This is a genomic window from Streptomyces sp. PTY087I2, assembly GCF_001687325.1.
In the GTDB taxonomy this organism is placed as follows: Bacteria; Actinomycetota; Actinomycetes; order Streptomycetales; family Streptomycetaceae; genus Streptomyces.
In genome coordinates, this window is sequence record NZ_LZRD01000011.1 from 136436 (window position 1) to 157232 (window position 20797).

At 70.4% G+C, this 20797-nt stretch carries 22 protein-coding genes and 1 pseudogene; 19 read left to right on the plus strand and 4 right to left on the minus strand.

The window, feature by feature from the left end; translation table 11 throughout:
• Positions 1 to 36 precede the first annotated feature (36 nt).
• Together A3Q37_RS14445 and A3Q37_RS14450 are read right to left on the minus strand one after the other, a co-directional pair.
• The gene (locus tag A3Q37_RS14445) at positions 37 to 708 is read right to left on the minus strand and encodes a response regulator transcription factor (protein ID WP_006123389.1); all 672 of its coding nucleotides are present in this window, start codon (positions 706 to 708) and stop codon (positions 37 to 39) included.
• A gap of 9 nt (positions 709 to 717) precedes the next feature.
• A complete protein-coding gene (locus tag A3Q37_RS14450; protein WP_065483763.1) occupies positions 718 to 1563 on the minus strand; it encodes a PD-(D/E)XK nuclease family protein in 846 nt (281 codons plus the stop codon).
• Positions 1564 to 1740: 177 nt separating this feature from the next.
• Here A3Q37_RS14450 and A3Q37_RS14455 point away from each other — a divergent pair, with 177 nt between their 5' ends.
• The 3 genes from A3Q37_RS14455 (at position 1741) to A3Q37_RS14465 (ending at position 4703) form a co-directional block, all read left to right on the plus strand.
• On the plus strand, positions 1741 to 2991 hold the full coding sequence (locus A3Q37_RS14455) for a site-2 protease family protein (protein WP_065483766.1): 1251 nt from the start codon (positions 1741 to 1743) through the stop codon (positions 2989 to 2991).
• Between the two features lie 31 nt (positions 2992 to 3022).
• Positions 3023 to 3940 carry a tRNA (adenine-N1)-methyltransferase gene (locus A3Q37_RS14460; RefSeq protein ID WP_006123386.1) on the plus strand — a complete coding sequence of 306 codons (918 nt, stop codon included), beginning with the start codon at positions 3023 to 3025 and terminating at the stop codon, positions 3938 to 3940.
• Positions 3941 to 4121: 181 nt separating this feature from the next.
• The gene (locus A3Q37_RS14465; protein ID WP_065483769.1) at positions 4122 to 4703 is read left to right on the plus strand and encodes a hypothetical protein; all 582 of its coding nucleotides are present in this window, start codon (positions 4122 to 4124) and stop codon (positions 4701 to 4703) included.
• A gap of 40 nt (positions 4704 to 4743) precedes the next feature.
• Here the strand turns inward: A3Q37_RS14465 and A3Q37_RS14470 are convergent, their stop codons facing one another.
• Entirely contained in the window at positions 4744 to 5055 is a 312-nt protein-coding gene (locus tag A3Q37_RS14470) for a ferredoxin (protein WP_065483772.1), read from the minus strand.
• Between the two features lie 240 nt (positions 5056 to 5295).
• On the opposite strand from A3Q37_RS14470, the gene arc reads away from it, so the two are divergent.
• From arc to prcA, 6 genes and pseudogenes are all read left to right on the plus strand, one after another.
• On the plus strand, positions 5296 to 7062 hold the full coding sequence (arc, locus tag A3Q37_RS14475) for a proteasome ATPase (RefSeq protein ID WP_006123382.1): 1767 nt from the start codon (positions 5296 to 5298) through the stop codon (positions 7060 to 7062).
• A 237-nt stretch (positions 7063 to 7299) separates the two neighbouring features.
• Positions 7300 to 8811 carry a depupylase/deamidase Dop gene (dop, locus tag A3Q37_RS14480; RefSeq protein ID WP_065483775.1) on the plus strand — a complete coding sequence of 504 codons (1512 nt, stop codon included), beginning with the start codon at positions 7300 to 7302 and terminating at the stop codon, positions 8809 to 8811.
• Between the two features lie 129 nt (positions 8812 to 8940).
• Positions 8941 to 9159 (plus strand): ubiquitin-like protein Pup, encoded by a 219-nt coding sequence (locus A3Q37_RS14485; RefSeq protein WP_010057120.1) that lies wholly within the window; start codon positions 8941 to 8943, stop codon positions 9157 to 9159.
• A gap of 115 nt (positions 9160 to 9274) precedes the next feature.
• Positions 9275 to 9464: pseudogene (locus A3Q37_RS35680) on the plus strand (endonuclease domain-containing protein); the annotation flags it as partial.
• Positions 9416 to 10261, plus strand: coding sequence for a proteasome subunit beta (prcB, locus tag A3Q37_RS14490; protein WP_065483780.1), 846 nt, complete (start codon positions 9416 to 9418; stop codon positions 10259 to 10261). The pseudogene A3Q37_RS35680 and the gene prcB, both read left to right, overlap by 49 nt.
• Positions 10262 to 10320: 59 nt before the next feature.
• The gene (gene prcA / locus A3Q37_RS14495) at positions 10321 to 11127 is read left to right on the plus strand and encodes a proteasome subunit alpha (RefSeq protein WP_065483783.1); all 807 of its coding nucleotides are present in this window, start codon (positions 10321 to 10323) and stop codon (positions 11125 to 11127) included.
• A gap of 46 nt (positions 11128 to 11173) precedes the next feature.
• Here the strand turns inward: prcA and A3Q37_RS14500 are convergent, their stop codons facing one another.
• Positions 11174 to 12208, minus strand: coding sequence for a LacI family DNA-binding transcriptional regulator (locus A3Q37_RS14500; RefSeq protein WP_065483786.1), 1035 nt, complete (start codon positions 12206 to 12208; stop codon positions 11174 to 11176).
• Between the two features lie 135 nt (positions 12209 to 12343).
• On the opposite strand from A3Q37_RS14500, the gene A3Q37_RS14505 reads away from it, so the two are divergent.
• The 10 genes from A3Q37_RS14505 (at position 12344) to tatC (ending at position 20788) form a co-directional block, all read left to right on the plus strand.
• Positions 12344 to 13603 carry an MFS transporter gene (locus tag A3Q37_RS14505; RefSeq protein ID WP_065483790.1) on the plus strand — a complete coding sequence of 420 codons (1260 nt, stop codon included), beginning with the start codon at positions 12344 to 12346 and terminating at the stop codon, positions 13601 to 13603.
• 9 nt (positions 13604 to 13612) lie between these two features.
• Positions 13613 to 14974 carry a Pup--protein ligase gene (gene pafA, locus A3Q37_RS14510; protein WP_006123373.1) on the plus strand — a complete coding sequence of 454 codons (1362 nt, stop codon included), beginning with the start codon at positions 13613 to 13615 and terminating at the stop codon, positions 14972 to 14974.
• A gap of 169 nt (positions 14975 to 15143) precedes the next feature.
• Entirely contained in the window at positions 15144 to 16124 is a 981-nt protein-coding gene (locus A3Q37_RS14515) for an FKBP-type peptidyl-prolyl cis-trans isomerase (RefSeq protein ID WP_065483794.1), read from the plus strand.
• 86 nt (positions 16125 to 16210) lie between these two features.
• Positions 16211 to 16582: an FKBP-type peptidyl-prolyl cis-trans isomerase gene (locus A3Q37_RS14520; protein ID WP_065483797.1), complete on the plus strand. Its 372-nt coding sequence runs from the start codon at positions 16211 to 16213 to the stop codon at positions 16580 to 16582.
• Between the two features lie 159 nt (positions 16583 to 16741).
• Positions 16742 to 17695: a YafY family protein gene (locus tag A3Q37_RS14525; RefSeq protein WP_006123370.1), complete on the plus strand. Its 954-nt coding sequence runs from the start codon at positions 16742 to 16744 to the stop codon at positions 17693 to 17695.
• A gap of 13 nt (positions 17696 to 17708) precedes the next feature.
• On the plus strand, positions 17709 to 18665 hold the full coding sequence (locus tag A3Q37_RS14530; RefSeq protein ID WP_065483800.1) for a YafY family protein: 957 nt from the start codon (positions 17709 to 17711) through the stop codon (positions 18663 to 18665).
• 22 nt (positions 18666 to 18687) lie between these two features.
• Positions 18688 to 19026, plus strand: coding sequence for a hypothetical protein (locus A3Q37_RS14535; RefSeq protein ID WP_255311813.1), 339 nt, complete (start codon positions 18688 to 18690; stop codon positions 19024 to 19026).
• A gap of 34 nt (positions 19027 to 19060) precedes the next feature.
• Positions 19061 to 19258 carry a hypothetical protein gene (locus A3Q37_RS14540; protein ID WP_006123367.1) on the plus strand — a complete coding sequence of 66 codons (198 nt, stop codon included), beginning with the start codon at positions 19061 to 19063 and terminating at the stop codon, positions 19256 to 19258.
• 218 nt (positions 19259 to 19476) lie between these two features.
• Positions 19477 to 19773: a Sec-independent protein translocase subunit TatA gene (tatA, locus tag A3Q37_RS14545; RefSeq protein ID WP_065483803.1), complete on the plus strand. Its 297-nt coding sequence runs from the start codon at positions 19477 to 19479 to the stop codon at positions 19771 to 19773.
• 49 nt (positions 19774 to 19822) lie between these two features.
• Positions 19823 to 20788, plus strand: coding sequence for a twin-arginine translocase subunit TatC (gene tatC / locus A3Q37_RS14550; RefSeq protein ID WP_065483807.1), 966 nt, complete (start codon positions 19823 to 19825; stop codon positions 20786 to 20788).
• Positions 20789 to 20797: the final 9 nt, after the last annotated feature.

Genomic DNA, 20797 nt, shown 5'->3' on the forward strand with positions numbered 1-20797 from the left:
GGCGTTCGCGCGGGCTTCTTCCGGAGCGCGGGGCCGCTACTGCGCGCCGGGGCGCACCAGCCCGCTCTCGTACGCGTACACCGCGGCCTGCACCCGGTCGCGCAGGCCGAGCTTCGTCAGCACATGGCCCACATGCGTCTTGACCGTCGTCTCGCTCACGAACAGCTCCGCCGCGATCTCCGCGTTGGACAGCCCCCGCGCCACCAGCTTCAGCACCTCGACCTCACGGTCCGTCAGCGTGTGCAGCGCGTCCGGCACCGGCTCCTCGCCGGACGGCAGATGGTCCGCGTACTTGTCCAGCAGCCGGCGCGTGATGCTCGGCGCGAGCATCGCCTCGCCCGCCGCCACCACCCGGATCGCCTGCACCAGCTCGGCCGCCGGGGCGTCCTTCAGCAGGAAGCCGCTCGCCCCCGCACGCAGCGCCTCCACCACGTACTCGTCGAGATCGAAGGTGGTCAGCACCAGCACCTTCGCCGGGCCGTCCTTCCCGGGGCCGGTGATCTGACGGGTCGCCTCCACCCCGTCCATCCGCGGCATCCGGATGTCCATCAGCACCACATCGGGCTGGAGCGCCCGCACCTGGTCGATGGCCTGGAGACCGTCACCGGCCTCGCCGACCACCGCCAGATCGCCTTCCGCCTCCAGGATCATCCGGAAACCGGTGCGCAGCAGAGGCTGGTCGTCGACCAGAAGGACGCGGATCGCCACAGGAACTCCTTAAGGGCCCTCAAGGGCCACGGCTCGGCCGGCCTCGGCCCGGACCGGTCCCATTCTGCCCTGGCCATCCTCACCCGGGCCCGCCGGGCGGACCGACAGCGGATAGACCGGGGGAGTCCCGCCGAATTCCGGACACACCGCCTGGTGGTCGCACCAGCCGCACAGCTTCGTCGGCCGGGGCCGCCAGTCACCGGTCTCCGTCGCCAGCCTGATCGCGTCCCACAGCGCCAGCAGCTTGCGCTCCACCCGCTCCAGATCCGCCACCACCGGGTCGTACGTCATGACGTCCCCGCTGCCCAGATAGACCAGCTGGAGGCGGCGCGGCACCACACCCTTCAGCCGCCAGATCACCAGCGCGTAGAACGTCATCTGGAACAGCGGCCCGTCCGCATACTCCGGCCGCGGCGCCTTCCCCGTCTTGTAGTCGACGATCCGGACCTCGCCGCTCGGCGCGATGTCCACCCGGTCGATCACCCCGCGCAGCCGCAGCCCCGACTCCAGCTCCGTCTCGACGAACATCTCGCGCTCGGCCGGCTCCAGACGCGTCGGGTCCTCCAGCGAGAACCACCGGTCCACCAGCCGCTCCGCCTCGCCCAGCCAGCGCGTCAGCCGCTCACCCTCCGCGTCCCCGGCGAACAGCTCGCCCAGCTCCGGCTTCGACTCCAGCAGCCGGTCCCACTGGCCGGGAATCAGCGCCCGCGCCCGGGGCGCCGTACGGTCGGCCGCCGGGACGTCGAAGAGGCGCTCCAGCACCGCATGGACCAGCGTGCCGCGGGTAGCAGCCTCGCTGGGCTTCTCCGGCAGCTTGTCGATGACCCGGAAGCGGTACAGCAAGGGGCACTGCATGAAATCGCTCGCCCGCGACGGCGACAGGGACGAAGGCGGCTGAGGCTGCCGCGGCACGGAGGTCATGTCTCCAGACCCTACGGCCCGCCACTGACATCGAGCGGCATACCATCGACGGCAGACCCTCGCACACTGCATGATCGTGGCACAGACCACGCACCGAACCGAAGGGACCCCGTGGACGACAGCGGCGACAGCGGGCGGCCGCAGCCCGGCGCAGGGGGAACGGCCCCCGGCACCGACCCGGACAACGGCAAGCCGAAACGCCCCGCGGAGCCGGGCGGCGGCCTGCTCATGGGCCGCCCCTTCGGTGTGCCCGTCTACGTCGCCCCCAGCTGGTTCGTCGTCGCCGCGCTGATCACCTGGGTCTTCGGCGGCCAGCTCGACCGGGTGCTGCCCGAGCTGGGCGGCGCCCGCTATCTCGTCGCCCTGTTCTTCGCCATCGCCTTCTACGCCTCCGTACTCGTCCACGAACTGGCCCACACGGTCGCCGCCCTGCGCTACAAACTCCCGGTCCGCCGCATCCAGCTCCAGTTCTTCGGCGGCGTCTCGGAGATCGAGAAGGAGACGGAGACCCCCGGCCGCGAATTCGTCCTCGCCTTCGTCGGGCCGCTCCTGTCCCTGGTCCTCGGCGGCGTCTTCTACGGCGCGATGCAGCTCGTCGAGCCCGGCACCGTCCCCGGCGTCCTGCTCGCGGGCCTGATGATCTCCAACCTCATCGTGGCCGCCTTCAACCTGCTGCCCGGGCTGCCCCTGGACGGCGGCCGGATGCTCCGCGCCGTCGTCTGGAAGATCACCGGCAAGCCCATGAGCGGCACCATCGCCGCCGCCTGGGTCGGCCGGGGCCTCGCCGTCACCGTCCTCGTCGGACTGCCGCTCCTCACCCACACCGGAGCCCTCGGCGGCACCGCCCAGGACATCGGCGGCGTCGAGACCGTCATGGACGCGCTGCTCGCCGCGATCCTCGCCGGCATCATCTGGACCGGCGCCGGGAACAGCCTGCGCATGGCCCGCCTCCGCGAGCACCTGCCCGACCTGAGGGCCCGCACCCTGACCCGCCGCGCCGTCCCTGTCGAGTCCGCCACCCCGCTCTCCGAAGCGCTGCGCCGGGCCAACGAGGCCGGGGCCCGCGCCCTCGTCGTCGTCGACGGACAGGGCAACCCCAAGGGCGTCGTCCGCGAGGCCGCCATCGTCGGCGTCCCCGAGCACCGCCGCCCCTGGGTCGCCGTCAGCGGCCTCGCCCAGGACCTCACCGACGGCATGAAGGTCCCCGCCGAACTGGCCGGCGAAGCCCTCCTGGACCGGCTCAAGGCCACCCCCGCCACCGAGTACCTGGTCGTCGAGGAGACCGGCGAGATCTACGGCGTCCTCTCCACCGCCGACGTGGAGCGCGCCTTCGTCAAGGCCATGGCCCGCCCCGAGTCCTAAAGGGCCCCGGAATCACCGGTAGGCTGGTCACATGTCTGAACCGACCGGTGCCGCCCGCCGACGTGGGCCCTTCAAGGTCGGGGACCAGGTACAGCTCACCGACCCCAAGGGACGCCACTACACCTTCACGCTCGAAGCCGGAAAGAACTTCCACACCCACAAGGGTTCTTTCCAGCACGACGAGCTGATCGGTGCTCCCGAGGGCAGTGTTGTCCGCACCACGGGAAACGTCGCCTACCTCGCGCTGCGCCCCCTGCTCCCCGACTACGTCCTGTCCATGCCCCGCGGCGCCGCCGTGGTCTACCCCAAGGACGCGGGCCAGATCCTGGCCTTCGCCGACATCTTCCCCGGCGCCCGCGTCGTGGAGGCCGGGGTCGGATCCGGATCGCTCTCCACCTTCCTGCTGCGCGCCATCGGCGAGCAGGGCATGCTGCACTCCTACGAGCGCCGCGAGGACTTCGCCGAGATCGCCCAGCAGAACGTCGAGCGCTACTTCGGCTCGCCGCACCCCGCCTGGCAGCTGACCGTCGGAGACCTCCAGGACAACCTCTCCGACACCGACGTCGACCGCGTCGTGCTGGACATGCTCGCCCCCTGGGAGTGCCTGGAGGCCGTCTCCAAGGCCCTGGTGCCCGGCGGCATCCTCTGCGCCTACGTCGCCACCACCACCCAGCTCTCGCGCACCGTCGAGTCCATCCGCGAGATCGGCTGCTTCGCCGAACCGCAGCCCTGGGAGTCGATGATCCGCAACTGGCACGTGGAGGGCCTCGCCGTCCGCCCCGACCACCGGATGATCGGCCACACCGGCTTCCTGGTCACCGCCCGCCGCCTCGCGGACGGCGTCGAGCCGCCGCTGCGCCGCCGCCGCCCCTCCAAGGGCGCCTACGGCGAGGACTACGAGGGTCCGGGCAGCCAGAGCCGCGGAGGCTCCGCCGCCGACCGCGGCTGACCCGCACAACGCACCGGCGCCGCCGCGCCGTTCCCCGACCGACCGGGGAACGGCGCGGCGGCGCCTTTTCGTTGACCCCGCCGTTCCGCCCGGGTGTGAGGTGTGGCACGATGCCGGGCAACCCCTCGGGGTGTTCCCACCCCTTCACCGGGCTCCCAGGAACCATCAGGAGACATACCGCGTGCAGACCTCCGCGCTCCCGGACCTCGCCCACACCGCCGCCAAGCCGATGCACTGGCTCGCCACGGCCGCGGCGATGGCGGGCGTCGTCGCGCTGGCCGGGCTGCTCCAGCCCCGTACGGCCACCGCGACCGCCACGGCCGCCGAGCAGCGGACCACCACGCGGCACGGCGCCCCCGTGCCTGCCCCGGACCCGGCCGGCGTCGACTTCCCGCTGGAGTGCGGCGGCGCCGGGACCACCGTCGCGAAGCAGGCCCCCGGGGACCTCGACGGCGACGGGCGGCCGGAAACCGTCGCCGTGGTGCACTGCGCCGCCGGATCGGGCACCCCGCCCGGCGGCATCTACGTCCTGACACAGACGAGCGGGGCCGCACCCCGGGTCGTGGCGACCCTGGTGGACCCCGCTGACAAGAAGACCGTCGGGGACTTCGCCGTACGCGACGGAGTCGTCTCGGCGACCCTCCTCGGCTACTCCTCGCTGGAAGTGCCCCGCTGCTGCCCCGACCAGGAGGAACAGGCCTCCTGGCGGTGGCAGGGGAAGACCTTCGTCCGCAGCTCCGGGGAGCTCGCCCGCAGCGTCTGAGCGCCGCCCGCGCGTCCCGGAGGCTCGCGCTCCCGGACGGCTACTCGGCGTCCGGCCCGTACACCTCGACGCTGTCCTTGACCCGCCGCACATGGATGCAGTCGCCGGGGCACTCCTTGGCCGAATCGACGACGTCCTGGAGAAGCGGCAGCGGCACCGGAGTGGTCGCCCCCGGGTCCTGGAGCAGCTCGTCGTCGGAGCTCTTCACATACGCCAGGCCGTCGATGTCCAGCTCGAAGACATCGGGGGCGTACTGCACGCAGATCCCGTCCCCCGTACAGAGGTCCTGGTCGATCCAGACCTCCAGGTCCTGCGTGTCACTGTCGCCCGGCGAGCCCTGCTGCACGGTCATGTGTCCTGCCGTTCCTGCGTATCCGAACCAATTGGAGCCAGCCCTGACGGGTGTTGAACGGTTCGACGATACAACCGGCGGCTTTCCGGTGCCGAAGGGTGGGTATTCCCTTGACGTGAGGGAGAGCGCAAGGGTGAAGATCGGACACGCCCCGCAGTCTTTGTGATCTAGGGGTTTCAATCACCACCCACCCAGGTAGGGTCAGGAAGCGTCCAGCTCCCCATGGAGGAGGTGAGGACCGTGGCAGCCCACGACGACGACATCAACCGCGGCATCCGGCCCGCGCGCGGGTCCGAGGACCCAGCCGGCCAGGTTGCCTATCTCGAGCAGGAAATCGCCGTCCTGCGACGTAAGCTCGCCGACTCTCCGCGTCATACGAGGATTCTCGAAGAGCGGATCGTCGAGTTGCAGACGAATCTGGCAGGCGTGTCCGCCCAGAACGAGCGGCTCGCCAACACGCTCCGTGAGGCGCGTGACCAGATCGTGGCCCTCAAGGAAGAGGTCGACCGGCTCGCGCAGCCGCCGGCCGGCTTCGGCGTCTTCCTTCAGGCCAACGAGGACGGCACCTGCGACATCTTCACCGGGGGCCGCAAGCTCCGGGTGAACGTCAGCCCCAGCGTCGAGCTCGAAGACCTGCGGCGTGGCCAGGAGGTCATGCTCAACGAAGCGCTCAACGTGGTCGAGGCCATGGAGTTCGAGCGCGCCGGGGACATCGTCACCCTCAAGGAGATCCTTGAGGACGGCGAGCGCGCCCTGGTGGTCGGGCACACCGACGAGGAGAGGGTGGTGCGGCTCGCCGAGCCGCTGCTGGACATCACCATCCGCTCCGGCGACGCCCTGCTCCTGGACTCCAGGTCGGGTTACGTCTACGAGGTGGTCCCCAAGAGCGAGGTCGAGGAGCTCGTCCTCGAAGAGGTCCCGGACATCGACTACGACAAGATCGGCGGCCTGGGCGACCAGATCGAGCTGATCCGCGACGCGGTCGAGCTTCCGTATCTGCACCCCGACCTCTTCAAGGAACACGAGCTGCGCCCGCCGAAGGGCATCCTGCTCTACGGCCCGCCCGGCTGCGGCAAGACGCTCATCGCCAAGGCCGTCGCCAATTCGCTCGCCAAGAAGGTCGCCGAGGTGACCGGGCAGCCCGCGGGGAAGAGCTACTTCCTCAATATCAAGGGCCCCGAGCTGCTCAACAAGTACGTCGGCGAGACCGAGCGGCACATCCGCCTGGTCTTCCAGCGTGCGCGGGAGAAGGCGAGCGAGGGCACCCCCGTCATCGTCTTCTTCGACGAGATGGAGTCCCTCTTCCGCACCCGCGGCAGCGGCGTCAGCTCGGACGTGGAGAACACCATCGTCCCGCAGCTGCTCGCCGAGATCGACGGGGTGGAGGGCCTGGAGAACGTCATCGTCATCGGCGCCTCCAACCGCGAGGACATGATCGACCCCGCCATCCTGCGGCCCGGCCGGCTCGATGTGAAGATCAAGATCGAGCGTCCGGACGCCGAGGCGGCGAAGGACATCTTCGCGAAGTACCTGACCCCGTCGCTCCCGCTGCACGCGGACGACCTCTCCGAGCACACCGGCTCGCGCGAGGCCGCCGCCCACGCCATGATCCAGTCGGTCGTGGAGCGGATGTACACGGAGTCCGAGGAAAACCGCTTCCTCGAGGTGACGTACGCCAACGGCGACAAGGAAGTCCTGTACTTCAAGGACTTCAACTCCGGCGCGATGATTCAGAACATCGTCGACCGGGCAAAGAAAATGGCCATCAAGGCATTCCTGGAACAGGGCCAGAAGGGGCTGCGGGTCGCTCATCTCCTACAGGCCTGCGTGGACGAGTTCAAGGAGAACGAGGACCTGCCGAACACCACCAACCCGGACGACTGGGCCAGGATTTCCGGTAAGAAGGGTGAGCGGATCGTCTTCATCCGCACACTCGTCACCGGAAAGCAGGGCGCGGACACCGGACGCTCCATCGACACGGTGGCCAATACCGGCCAGTACCTGTAATACCCGGACCGGCTGCGGAAGGCCCCAGGGGCCTCCGCAGCCGGTCTCATTCCCACGTTCCGGCCATGCCGGAGCCAAAGTCGTAATTGATCTCCCCACCGGCGCAGAGGCGCTCTAGGCTCTGCGGTACCGCCGAGTCGCGCAGTGCGGTGACGGGCACCGCACCGACGCACCGGACACAGCAGCGGTACGTGAGCGTCGCTCCGGGAGGGGCCGACGCCGGGCAAGGAGGGCCGCATGACCGTACGGCGAGTAATGGGCATCGAGACGGAGTACGGGATCTCCGTCCCCGGTCACCCCAACGCCAATGCCATGCTCACCTCGTCCCAGATCGTCAACGCCTACGCGGCGGCGATGCACCGGGCGCGACGTGCCCGCTGGGACTTCGAGGAGGAGAACCCGCTGCGTGACGCGCGAGGCTTCGATCTCGCCCGTGAGACCGCCGACTCCAGCCAGCTCACCGACGAGGACATCGGCCTGGCCAATGTCATCCTCACCAACGGCGCCCGGCTCTACGTCGACCACGCGCACCCCGAATACAGCTCCCCGGAGATCACCAATCCCCGCGACGCGGTGCTCTGGGACAAGGCCGGCGAACGGATCATGGCGGAGGCCGCCGAGCGGGCGGCCGCCATCCCCGGCGCCCAGCCGATCCACCTCTACAAGAACAACACCGACAACAAGGGCGCCTCCTACGGCACGCACGAGAACTACCTCATGCAGCGGGAGACGCCGTTCTCGGACATCGTGCGCCATCTGACGCCGTTCTTCGTCTCGCGCCAGGTCGTCACGGGCGCGGGCCGGGTCGGCATTGGCCAGGACGGCCACGAGCACGGCTTCCAGATCAGCCAGCGCGCGGACTACTTCGAGGTCGAGGTCGGCCTGGAGACCACGCTCAAGCGCCCCATCATCAACACCCGGGACGAGCCCCACTCCGACGCCGAGAAGTACCGCCGGCTCCATGTGATCATCGGCGACGCCAACCTCTCGGAGATCTCCACCTATCTCAAGCTCGGCACCACGTCCCTGGTGCTGTCGATGATCGAGGACGCCTTCATCAACGTCGACCTGGCGGTCGACCAGCCCGTGCGCACCCTGCACCAGGTCTCCCACGACCCGGATCTGCGGCAGCTGATCACGCTCCGCAGCGGCCGGACACTCACCGCGGTCCAGCTCCAGATGGAGTACTTCGAACTGGCCCGCAAATACGTCGACGAGCGGTACGGCGCCGACGCCGACGAGCAGACCAAGGACATCCTGACCCGCTGGGAGGACACCCTCAACCGGCTGGAGACCGATCCGATGAGCCTGTCGGGCGAGCTGGACTGGATCACCAAGCGGGAGCTCATGGAGGGCTACCGCCGCCGCGACGCGCTGGACTGGGACGCCCCCCGGCTGCATCTGGTCGACCTCCAGTACGCGGACGTACGGCCCGACAAGGGCCTCTACAACCGTCTGGTGGCGCGCGGGAAGATGAAGCGCCTCCTGAACGAGGACGACGTCACCAGGGCCCGTACGGCGCCCCCGGAGGACACCAGGGCCTACTTCCGCGGCCGCTGCCTGGAGCAGTACGCCGACGACGTGGCGGCGGCCTCCTGGGACTCGGTGATCTTCGACCTGCCCGACCGTGACTCCCTCCAGCGCGTGCCCACCCTGGAGCCGCTGCGCGGGACCAAGGAGCACGTGAAGGATCTGCTCGACCGCTGCCGTACGGCGGAGGAGCTGGTCCGGACGCTGTCGGGCGGCTGAAAGGCCTCCGGGCTGGGAATCAATCACCTGAGGCACGGGCTTGCATCAACTACCGGGCCAAATGTCGGACCCGGTGGGTAGGGTCTGATCAAGAGCTTCGATTGCTTCGAACCGAGCGGGGTGAGCTACATGGCGACCAAGGACACCGGCGGCGGACAGCAGAAGGCGACACGTTCCACCGAGGAGGTCGAGGAGCAGGCGCAGGACGCGCAGGCGTCCGAGGACCTTGCGGAGCGACAGGAGAAGCTGAGCGACGACGTCGACTCGGTGCTGGACGAGATCGACGACGTGCTCGAAGAGAACGCCGAGGACTTCGTGAGGTCATTCGTCCAGAAGGGCGGAGAGTAGTTCACGGGTGTGAACGCTCGGTAGGAATCGGTAGGAAGCGGGGTGACGGCGCGGGCCGTCACCCCGCCCGCCGAACGGGGCCCGGCCGACGGGCCGCCGGATCGGCGCGGATATCCCCGCCGAACATGTGGATCACTCCCGCGGGGCGGGTAGGGTCCGTGGCACAAGCTGCTTCAACTGCAATCCGGCCATCGGCAAGTTGGGGGATGATCCTGACTCTCTTGCGCAGGGCCATCGCATACCTGGAGGGAAACGCGTGGAAGCCAACACTCGTAGCACCGGGCGTCTACCAGCTGCCTTCCTGACGCCGGGATCGTCCTCGTTCATGGACTTCCTGTCCGACCAGTCGCCCGAGATGCTTCCGGGCAACCGGAGCCTGCCGCCGCTCCAGGGGGCCATCGAGGCGCCGCACGGGACGACCATCGTCTCGGCGTCCTTCCCCGGCGGCGTGGTCCTGGCCGGTGACCGGCGCGCCACCATGGGCAACATGATCGCGACGCGCGACATGCAGAAGGTCTTCCCGGCCGACGAGTACTCCGCGGTGGGCATCGCGGGCACCGCCGGACTGGCCGTGGAGATGGTCAAGCTGTTCCAGCTGGAGCTGGAGCACTTCGAGAAGGTCGAGGGCGCCCAGCTCTCCCTGGAGGGCAAGGCCAACCGGCTCTCCACCATGATCCGCTCCAACCTCGCCATGGCCATGCAGGGCCTCGCCGTGGTTCCCCTCTTCGCGGGGTACGACGTCGACCGCGAGAAGGGCCGCATCTTCTCCTACGACGTCACCGGCGGCCGCACCGAGGAGAACGGCTACGCCGCCACCGGCTCCGGGTCGATCTTCGCCCGCGGCTCGATGAAGAAGCTCTACCGCGAGGACCTGACGCAGGAACAGGCCCTCACCCTGGTCGTGCAGGCGCTGTACGACGCGGCGGACGACGACTCGGCGACCGGCGGCCCGGACGTGGCCCGCCGTATCTATCCGATCGTCACCGTCATCACCGACGAAGGCTTCCGGAGGCTGACCGACCAGGAGTCCTCCGAGATCGCGCGCTCCATCCTGGAACGCCGACTCGAGCAGCCCGACGGCCCGCGCGCCGCGCTGCTCTGATCCGGACTCCGAGCCTTTTTCCGATGCACTCGTCACTGACAGGAAGGGACGGATAGCCGGTGTCGACGCCGTTCTATGTCTCACCCCAGCAGGCCATGGCCGACCGGGCGGAATACGCCCGCAAGGGCATCGCCCGTGGTCGCAGCCTCGTTGTGCTCCAGTACGCCGACGGCATTGTGTTCGTCGGCGAGAACCCGTCCCGCGCGCTCCACAAGTTCAGCGAGATCTACGACCGGATCGGCTTCGCCGCCGCCGGCAAGTACAACGAGTACGAGAACCTCCGCATCGGCGGTGTGCGCTACGCCGATCTGCGCGGATACACCTACGACCGGGACGATGTGACGGCCCGTGGGCTGGCCAACGTCTACGCCCAGACGCTCGGCACCATCTTCTCCAGCGCGGCCGAGAAGCCGTACGAGGTGGAGCTGGTGGTCGCCGAGGTCGGCAGCGAACCCGAGGGCGACCAGATCTACCGGCTGCCGCACGACGGTTCGATCGTGGACGAGCACGGCTCGGTCGCGGTCGGCGGCAACTCCGAACAGATCAGCGGCTTCCTCGACCAGCGGCACCGCGACGGCATGACGCTGGCCGAGGCGCTCAAGCTGGCGGTCCAGGCCCTCTCGCGGGAGCCGGGCGGCGGCGAGCGGGAGATCCCCGCGGAGCGCCTGGAGGTCGCGGTCCTGGACCGCACCCGCCCCCAGCAGCGCAAGTTCAAGCGGATCGTCGGCCGTCAGCTGGCCCGGCTGCTGGAGACGGAAGCGGCGGCCAGCACGCCCACGGACGCCCCGTCCGACGCCGAGGACGACGACGCCACCGGTACGGACAACGGCAGCGCGTCGGGCTCCACGGAGGAGACCGACAAGTAGCCGAGCGGCGCTCGACATGCCCCCGGGCCCCGGCCCGGGGGCACCGTCATGCCCGGGCGGCGGGCGGCGGCGCCGTGGAGCCGCGTACGACGAGCCCGACCGGCAGACCGTCCTGCTCGGCGGGGCGGCCGTCCAGCACGGCGAGCAGCGCCTCCATGCCCCGTTCCCCGACCTGCTCCGCCGGCAGCCGCACCGTGGTCAGCTCGGGCTCCAGCGCGGTGGCCAGCGCCAGATCGTCGAACCCGGTCACCGACAGCTCGTCCGGCACCCGCAGCCCGAGCCTGCGCGCCGCCTTGCAGGCCCCGGCGGCCAGGATGTCGTCGTCGCAGACGATCGCGGTGGGCCGCTTCCCGGGGACCGCCAGAGCCCGCTCGACCGCCTCGCGCCCCGCCCCCACGTCCAGCGGGGCCCGTACCGTACGCACCGTCGCGTCTTCCGCAGCGCCCAGCGCGTCGTGCAGCGCCTCGGCGCGCACCGCGAACGTCCAGGTGTCCACGGCGGACGCCAGATGCAGGAAGCGGCGGTGGCCGAGCCCCAGCAGATGGCCTGTCACCTGCCGCATCCCGTCCGCGATGTCGAGGTTCACATGGGCGGCGGGCCCGGTGTCCGAGGGGTCGCTGTCCAGCATCACCAGCGGCAGATCCGCCCCGTGCAGCGCGTCCAGTGCGTCGGCGGCCATCGAGGACGCGATGACCCCGTCGAGCGCCGCCCGCGCCGAGGCGAAGGGGTCCCTCGCCGGGCCCGTGCCGTCGGGCGAGGGGTAGAGCACCACGCCGAAGTCGTGCTCGGCGGCGAGCGCCGCCGCCCCGGCGTACACCCGGGCGAAGAACTCGTTGGTGAGCGCAGGCACCACCAGCAGCGCCGTCCTGGTGCGGCCGAGCCGCAGACTGCGGGCCGCCAGATTGGGCCGGTAGCCGAGCTCCGCCGCCGCCTCCCGGACCCGCTGGGCCGTGACCTCCGACACCCGGCCCGGCCACTTCCCGCCGAGCACCAGGGAGACCGTCGCCTGGGAGACACCCGCCGCACGGGCCACGTCACGACTGGTGGGCCGGGCGGGGACGGGCTGCTGCGCGCTGGTCACTCGTGCCTCCGTGCGGGACGTCTCCGTAACGTCGCGGGGTGGACCCGCGAACTGCGCACATGGTACGTATGAACCTCGACGTTATACGTAACACTTCGGCGGGCGCACGGCCGGCCGGGGCGGAGAGGGGCGGGAATGGCCGCGGGATATCTGGACATCCTCCGGGCGCGGCACGCCGCCCGGCTGCTGACGGGCACCCTGGTGGGACGGCTGCCCAACGGCACCGCGCACATCGCGATCGTGCTGTTCACCCGGGCGGAGGGCGGCAGCTACACCCTGGCCGGCGCGCTCGCCGCCGCGTACGGGCTGGCCACCGCCGCCGGGCAGCCGCTGCTCGGCCGCGCGGTCGACCTGTACGGGCAGCCGCGCGTCCAGCTCCCGGCCGCCGTGCTCTCCGCCCTCGGGATGACCCTGCTGGCCCTCGCCGGCCTCGGCTCGCTCCCGCTGGCCTACCTCGCCGTCATCGTCGCCGGAGTCGCCACCCCGCCCCTGGAGGGCGGTCTGCGGGCCCTGTGGCCCAGCGTCCTCAAGGGCGAGGGCCAGGTGCACCGGGCCTACGCCATGGACGCCGTGGCGCAGGAGATCATGTTCACCGTCGGACCGCTCCTGGTGACGCTGCTCGTCTCGCTCTGGTCCCCGGCCGCCGCCCTGCTCGTCATCAACGCCATCGGCGTCCTCGGCGCCCTCTCGGTCGTCCTGTCCGAGCCCTCCCGCACCTGGCGCTCCGCACCCCGCGAGGCGCACTGGCTCGGCGCCCTGCGCTCGCCCGGACTCCTCGCGCTCCTCGGCGCGTTCTTCTTCGTCGGGCTCGCCCTCGGCTCCATCACCGTGGCCGGGGTGGCGTACGCCGACGACCACGGGCGGGAAGCGGTGTACGGCTGGCTGATGGCCGCGCTCGGCCTCGGCGCGCTGATCGGCGGCCTGGCGTACGGGGCGCGGCAGTGGGCCGGCGCCCCCGAGAAGCGGCTGCGGGTCATCGTCGGGCTGCTGGCACTGGGCTATCTGCCGCTGACGCTCACCCCCTCGGTGCCGCTCATGACCGTCTTCGCCGCCCTCGCCGGGGTCTTCCTCGCCCCGGCCATCGCCTGCTCCTTCATCGTGGTCGACCGGCACGCCCCGCGCGGCACGGTGACCGAGGCGTTCTCCTGGCTCGTCACCACGTTCGGCGTAGGCGCGGCGGTCGGCACGGCCGTCGCCGGACCGGCCGTCGAACTCGGCTCGACCGCCTGGAGCTTCGCCGTCGCGGGGGCCGGGGGAGTGGCCGCCCTGCTCGTCCTCCTGGCCACCGGGAAGGTCCTCGCAGCTCCCGCCCGTACGGCCGCCGTCGTGACGGGATCGGAAAATGATCGAAACGGTGCCGTCGAACCCGGTTTCAGCTCGGGCCATAAGGCGTAATGTTCAGTCATGGACCGCCGCATTTTCGGGCTGGAGAACGAGTACGGCGTCACGTGCACGTTCAGGGGACAGCGCCGACTGTCACCTGACGAAGTGGCGCGCTACCTCTTCCGCCGTGTCGTGTCATGGGGCCGCAGCAGCAACGTCTTTCTGCGGAACGGCGCCCGCCTCTACCTCGACGTGGGATCGCATCCGGAATACGCAACCCCGGAATGCGACAACGTGACCGAACTGGTCACCCACGACAAGGCCGGCGAGCGCATTCTCGAAGGCCTGCTCGTCGACGCCGAACGCCGCCTGCACGAGGAGGGAATCGCGGGCGACGTCTATCTCTTCAAGAACAACACCGACTCGGCGGGAAACTCCTACGGCTGCCACGAGAACTACCTCGTGGCCCGGCACGGAGAATTCTCCCGGCTCGCGGACATCCTCATTCCCTTCCTCGTCACCAGGCAGCTGATCTGCGGCGCCGGCAAGGTGCTCCAGACCCCGCGCGGCGCGGTCTACTGCGTCAGCCAGCGCGCCGAGCACATCTGGGAGGGCGTCAGCTCCGCGACGACCCGCTCCCGGCCGATCATCAACACCCGAGACGAACCCCACGCCGACGCCGAGCGGTACCGCCGCCTCCACGTCATCGTCGGTGACTCGAACATGTCCGAGACGACCATGCTGCTCAAGGTCGGCGCCACCGACCTGGTGCTCCGCATGATCGAGGCGGGCACCGTGATGCGTGACCTGACCCTGGAGAACCCGATCCGGGCGATCCGCGAGGTCAGCCACGACCTCACCGGACAGCGCAAGGTCCGCCTGGCCAGCGGCCGGGAGGCCTCGGCCATCGAGGTCCAGCGGGAGTACTACGAGAAGGCCGTGGACTTCGTCGAGCGCCGGGGCATCCGCACCGGCACCGTCGACCAGGTCCTGGAGCTGTGGGGCCGCGCCCTGGACGCGATCGAGGCCCAGGACCTCGACCGCATCGACACCGAGATCGACTGGGTCATGAAGTACAAGCTCATCGAGCGGTACCGGGCCAAGCACAACATGACCATGTCGAACCCGCGGGTCGCCCAGATAGACCTCGCCTACCACGACATCCACCGCCGCCGAGGACTCTTCTACCTCCTGGAGAAGAAGGGGCAGACGGCCCGCATCTGCAACGACCTGAAGATCTTCGAGGGCAAGACGGTGCCCCCGCAGACCACCCGGGCGCGGCTGCGCGGCGACTTCATCCGCCGGGCCCAGGAGCAGCGGAGGGACTTCACCGTCGACTGGGTCCACCTCAAGCTCAACGACCAGGCACAGCGCACGGTGCTGTGCAAGGACCCGTTCCGGTCCGTGGACGAGCGGGTGGAGAAGCTGATCGCCGGCATGTGACCGGGCCGCCCGCGGGAAACCCGGGAAAGCGGGACTCGCGGGAAAAGGGGACACAGTGTACGCCGGGGCAGGCAGCCCCGGCGTACAGCCGTGTCGGTACCGGTGATGCCGCTGGGGCGAAGTCGTAGAGTGGCGGGAGTACCCGGAGCCCCCTACGCGAGTTGGACTGATGATCCCCACGAAAACTGCCCGGCGTGCCGCTGCCGTACTGGCTGTGCCCGCTCTGCTGATCACCGCCGCCTGCGGTTCCGATTCCAAGGACGACGCCGCACCGAAGAAGTCGGGGCCCGTCGCCGAGGTCTCCGGGAAGTTCGGTGCCGAGCCCAAGATCGAGATCGCCAAGGACGCCCAGGTGTCCGACGAGGTCGTCGCGACCGACGTCTCGACCGGTGACGGCGCCGAGGTGAAGAAGGGCGACATCGTCCGCCTGGACTTCGCCGGCAACATCGAGGCGCTCGGCTCCACCTGGGCCCAGCGGCAGGGCGCCGACCCGAAGGCCCCCCGCGCCCAGGTCGTGCAGGAGGTCGGCCAGCAGGGGCAGATGCTGCCGACCAAGGTCGCGGACGCGCTGGCCGGCCACAAGATCGGCAGCCGGGTCCAGGTCGAAGGCACGGCCGAGGCGATCGTCGGCCAGCAGCTGAACCCGCAGTCCGGGATCAAGCCCGGCGACCCGCTGGTCTGGGTCGTCGACATCGTCAACGCCAAGAAGGTCGACAAGCAGGCCGAGGCCAAGGGCGACCAGGCCGCGAGCGAGGCCGGGATGCCCGAGGTGAAGGCCGCGTCGCAGAAGGCCGCGACCATCACCATCCCCAAGGGCGAGAAGGCCCCGAAGGACCTCAAGGAGCAGGTCCTGATCAAGGGCGACGGCGCCGTGGTCAAGGCCGGCGAGGGCCTGGTCGTCCAGTACACCGGGGTGAAGTGGGAGGACGGCGAGAAGTTCGACTCCTCCTGGGACCACGGTGGCGCGAGCGCCTTCCCGATCGGCGTCGGCGGCGTCATCCAGGGCTGGGACAAGGGCCTGGTCGGCAAGCACGTCGGCGACCGTGTCCTGCTGACGATCCCGCCCAACCAGGCCTACGGAGCCGACCCCTCCAACCAGCTGGCCAAGAACAACCTGGTCTTCGTCGTCGACATCCTCGGCACGGTCTGAGACACCTCGCGGTACGGTCCGAGCGACGGGGCGACCCGTGCAAGACTTGTGGGGTTTTTCCCCAAGATTCTTTTAGGAGCAGTTCAGTGAGCATCGAGAAGCCCGAGGTCGACTTCCCGGGTGGAGAGCCGCCGGCCGACCTGGAGATCAAGGACATCTGGGAGGGCGACGGCCCCGTCGCCAAGGCCGGCGACCAGGTCCAGGTCCACTACGTGGGCGTGGCCTTCTCCACCGGCGAGGAGTTCGACGCCTCCTGGAACCGCGGCCGTCCGCTCCAGTTCCAGCTCGGCGTCGGCCAGGTCATCTCCGGCTGGGACCAGGGCGTCCAGGGCATGAAGGTCGGCGGCCGCCGCCAGCTGACCATCCCGGCGCACCTCGCGTACGGCGACCGCGGCGCCGGTAACGCCATCGCCCCGGGCGAGACGCTGATCTTCGTCTGCGACCTGGTCTCGGTCTGATCCGTTCCGGCTGTACGCAGGAGGGCCCCCGCCGCACGGCGGGGGCCCTCGGTGCTCTCCGGCAGGCCCCACCGGGCTCCGGACGACGGCCCGGCTTTGGATCCCCACACCCCGGGGCGGTACGGTCGACCGTCGTAGAGCACCGGAGAAAGGGCGTCGATGGCGATTGCCAAGGCCGAGCGGTTGATGAATCTCGCGCTGTGCCTGCTGGGGACCCGGCGCCCCCTCAGCAAGCGTGAACTCCGCGGATCCATCGAGGCCTACCTCGAAGCGGGCTCCGACGACTCCTTCAACCGGATGTTCGAGCGCGACAAGGACGATCTGCGCGAGCTCGGCCTCGTCATCGAGACCGTCGAGAACCTCGACGGCGACACCGGCTACCTCGCCCGCCGCGACAGCAACCGGCTGCCCCCCATCACCCTGGACGCCGAGGAAGCCGCAGCCCTCGGCCTCGCCGCCAAGGTCTGGCAGCAGGCCCGCCTCGCCGGGGCCGCCAGCGGCGCCCTTCAGAAGCTGCGCGCCGCCGGAATGCCCGAGGCCGAGGACGCCTACGAGGTCCACAGCGCCCTCGAACCCCGCATCCCCGTCCACGAGGCCGCCTTCGAACCCCTCATGCTGGCCTGCCGCGACCGCCGCCCGGTCACCTTCGACTACCGCAAGGCCAACTCCGCCCGCGCCGAACAGCGCCAGGTCGAGCCCTGGACCCTCGAATGCTGGCGCGGCCACTGGTATCTCGCCGGCTGGGACCGCGAGCGGGGCGCCGAACGCGTCTTCCGGCTCTCCCGCATCACCGGCAAGGTCCGCTCCCGCGCCGGAGCCTTCAGCGCCGAGGTGCCCGACGTGGTCACCGTCCGCGAGACCGTCGAGAGCTGGGCCGGCGAGACCGCGACCCGCACCGCCCGGATCAGGCTCCGCGCCGGCGCCGGCTACCCGCTGCGCTCCCGCGCCACCGCCGTACGGGACCGCGGCGACGGCTGGGACGAGCTGGAGATCCCGTACGGACACGGGCTGGACGCCTGGCTCGTCGAGTTCGGCCCGGACGTCGTCGTCGAGGAGCCCGCCGATCTGCGGGCCGATGTGGTGGACCGGCTCCGAGCCGTGGCCAAGGACTAGGGGAGCCGACACGATGGCCACGAACGCGATCGACCAGACCCGCCGGATGCTGTCCCTGGTGACGTATCTGCGCGAGCGCCCCGGCGCCCACGTCCAGGACGTGGCGCGGGCCTTCGGGATCACCGAGGACGAGCTGATCTCCGACCTCGACGTCCTGCCCATGTGCGGCACCAGCTTCCGCGGCGGCGACCTCCTCGACATCGACACCGACGGCGACCGCATCTGGTGGCACAACCCGGACGACGTCGCCGAACCGCTGCGGCTCGCCGCCGACGAGGCCACCGCGCTGCTCGTCGCCGCCCGCGCCGTCGCCACCCTGCCCGGCCTGCGTGAGGGCGACCGGGAAGCCCTCGTCCGCGCCACCGCCAAGCTGGAGACCGCCGCAGGCGAGTCCGGCGCGGCCAGCTCCCGGCTCTCGGTGACCTTCGAGGCGGAGGGCGGCGTCTTCGCCGACGTCGACCGGGCCATCTCCGAGCGCCGCCGGCTCTGGCTGCGCTACTACTCGCCCGCCCGCGACGAACTCACCGAGCGCGAGGTCGACCCGATCCGGCTCTTCGCCGTCGGCCACACCTACATGGAGGGCTGGTGCCGGCTCTCCGAGGCCCGCCGGACCTTCCGGCTCGACCGGGTCGCCGAGATCCGCCTCCTCGACGCCCCCGCCGCTCCGCCCGAGCTGGAACTGCGCGACCTGTCCGCCGGGCTCGTCCAGCCCGCGGCCGAGGACCCGGAAGTCGTGATCGAGGTCGGCACCGGCGGCCGCTGGGTCGCCGAGTACTACCCGCACGACAGCGCCGAGGAACTCCCCGACGGCGGCCTGCGCATCACCCTGCGCACCCCCGACCCGGCATCGCTGCGCCGGCTCGCCCTGCGGCTCGGCGGCGACGGCCGCATCGTCGCCCCGCCGGAGCTCGCCGACAGCGCCCGCGAGGCCGCCCGCGAGGCGCTCGCCGCCTACGAGGACGCGGTCTGAGGCCCGGGGAAGGGAGACGACGATGAACCGGACGCCCCTGTTCCCGGCCGTCGGCGGAGCCCGCCCGGAGGCGCTGCCCGGCACCGGGATACGCCCGGCGCCCCGGTCCGGCACCGGTCCCGTCCCCGTGCCGGTCCCCGCCGCCGTACGCTTCCGGGCCGCCTGCCCCGACTGCCGCGGGCGCTTCGAACTGGCCGCCGCCGCCCTGCGCCTGGCGATCGGCGCCACCCGCCGCACCACCTTCTACACCTTCACCTGCCCCGACTGCGGCGCCTCGGTCCGCAAGCCCGCCGGGGAGCGCATCATCGAACTGCTCACCGGCGGCGGCGTACGCACCCTGCGCCTGCACACCGCCCTGTAGCGCCGCGCAGCCGTACAGGAGAGAGGCCCCCCGTATGTTCTGGCCCATGCTCGCCATCGCCCTCGGATTCCTGGGCATCGCCGTGCTCGGCGTGCTCGGCATCAAGGTCTTCGTCGAGGCCCAGCGCCTCGGCCGGCAGGTCACCGACACCACCGAGCGCATCAACCGCGCGTCGGAGGACCTGGAGCGGGCCGCCACCCGCCTCGCGGCCACCGGTGACGGCCTGCGATAACGGGCCGGGGGCCTGATGCCCCACAGTTCAGGGGGGTACGCTGCATGGGTCGCCCCAGGCAGGGAGGTGCGGGGCCGCAAGCCGGAGTACGCACGGGCATTGCCTCGCGTTTACCCCCGCGGGTTACGATCGCTGCCAAGCGCAACGATCGGACGTATGCCCGGTCGAACGGGTAGCGAGCCCACCCACCAGCCGCCTCAGTGAGAAGGAAGTCGCACATGATCGGCAATCTGAAGCCCCTCGAGATCGTTCTGATCATCGCTGTCATCCTGCTGCTCTTCGGTGCCAAGAAGCTCCCCGACATGGCGCGCTCGCTCGGCAAGTCGGCCCGCATCCTCAAGAGCGAGGCCAAGGCCATGAAGAAGGACGACGCGGCGACCGCGACGCCCACCACGGAGACCGCCGACGACACGGTCCCCCCGCAGTCCACCACCGCGCGCACCATCCAGGCCGCGCCGGGAGACGTCACCAGCTCCCGCCCGGTCAACGAGGCCAAGCCCACCACCCAGAGCTGACCGCCGACGCGCTCCGCCGACAGCCGCCGCACGAGACGAGGGAAGTGGGTTGCTCAAGTCTGCCCGCAAGCAGGAGAAGGACGACGAGGGGCGGATGCCTCTCCTCGATCACCTGCGTGAGCTGCGTAACCGGCTGCTGAAGGCCGTCCTGGCGATCGTCGTGGTGATGATCGTCGCGGCGTTCTACCAGAAGGAGATCTACGAGTTCCTTCTGGCCCCCATTCAGGAATCCGTCGGCTGCAAGAACGGTGTGGTCACCACCGTCGACGGCAAGTCCTGTGCCCTGCTGAAGACCGACACGCTGATCGGACCGTTCACCAACGCGCTCAAGGTCGCGCTGATGTCCGGTGTGCTGCTGGCCACCCCGATCTGGCTCTACCAGCTCTGGGCGTTCGTGGCCCCGGGGCTGCACAAGGGCGAGAAGCGCTACGCCTACGCCTTCGCGGTCGTCGGCGCCCCGCTCTTCGCGGCCGGTGGCTACCTCGCCTACGCGATCCTGCCGCAGACCGCCGAGATCATGCTCGGCTTCAGTCCCGACGACGTACAGAACCAGATCGGGCTCGACAGTTATCTGGATCTGCTCGTCCGCATGGTCATCGTCTTCGGGCTTGCCTTCGAGCTGCCCTTGCTGCTCATCGCGCTGAACATGACGGGCGTCATCACAGGCAAGCGGATGCTCGGCTGGTGGCGCGGGATGATCGTCGGCCTCACCGTTTTCGCCGCCTTCGCCACGCCCGGTGGCGAGCCCATCTCGATGCTGCTGCTGGCCGGGCCGCTCGCGCTCCTCTACTTCATCGCCGTCGGCTTCTCCCTGCTCAACGACAAGCGCCGCCACCGGAAGAACCCCGACGCCGAGCTGAGCGACGACGAGGCCTCGGATCTCGATCTGACCCCCGAGCCCGTCGGCCGCGTGGAGAACGTCTCCTCCTCCCGCCCCACGCTGCCCGAGCAGAACACCGGTGAGGCGGACGGGCCCGGATCACACCGGCTGAACGGTTACGACGACATCACCTGACCTTGTAGG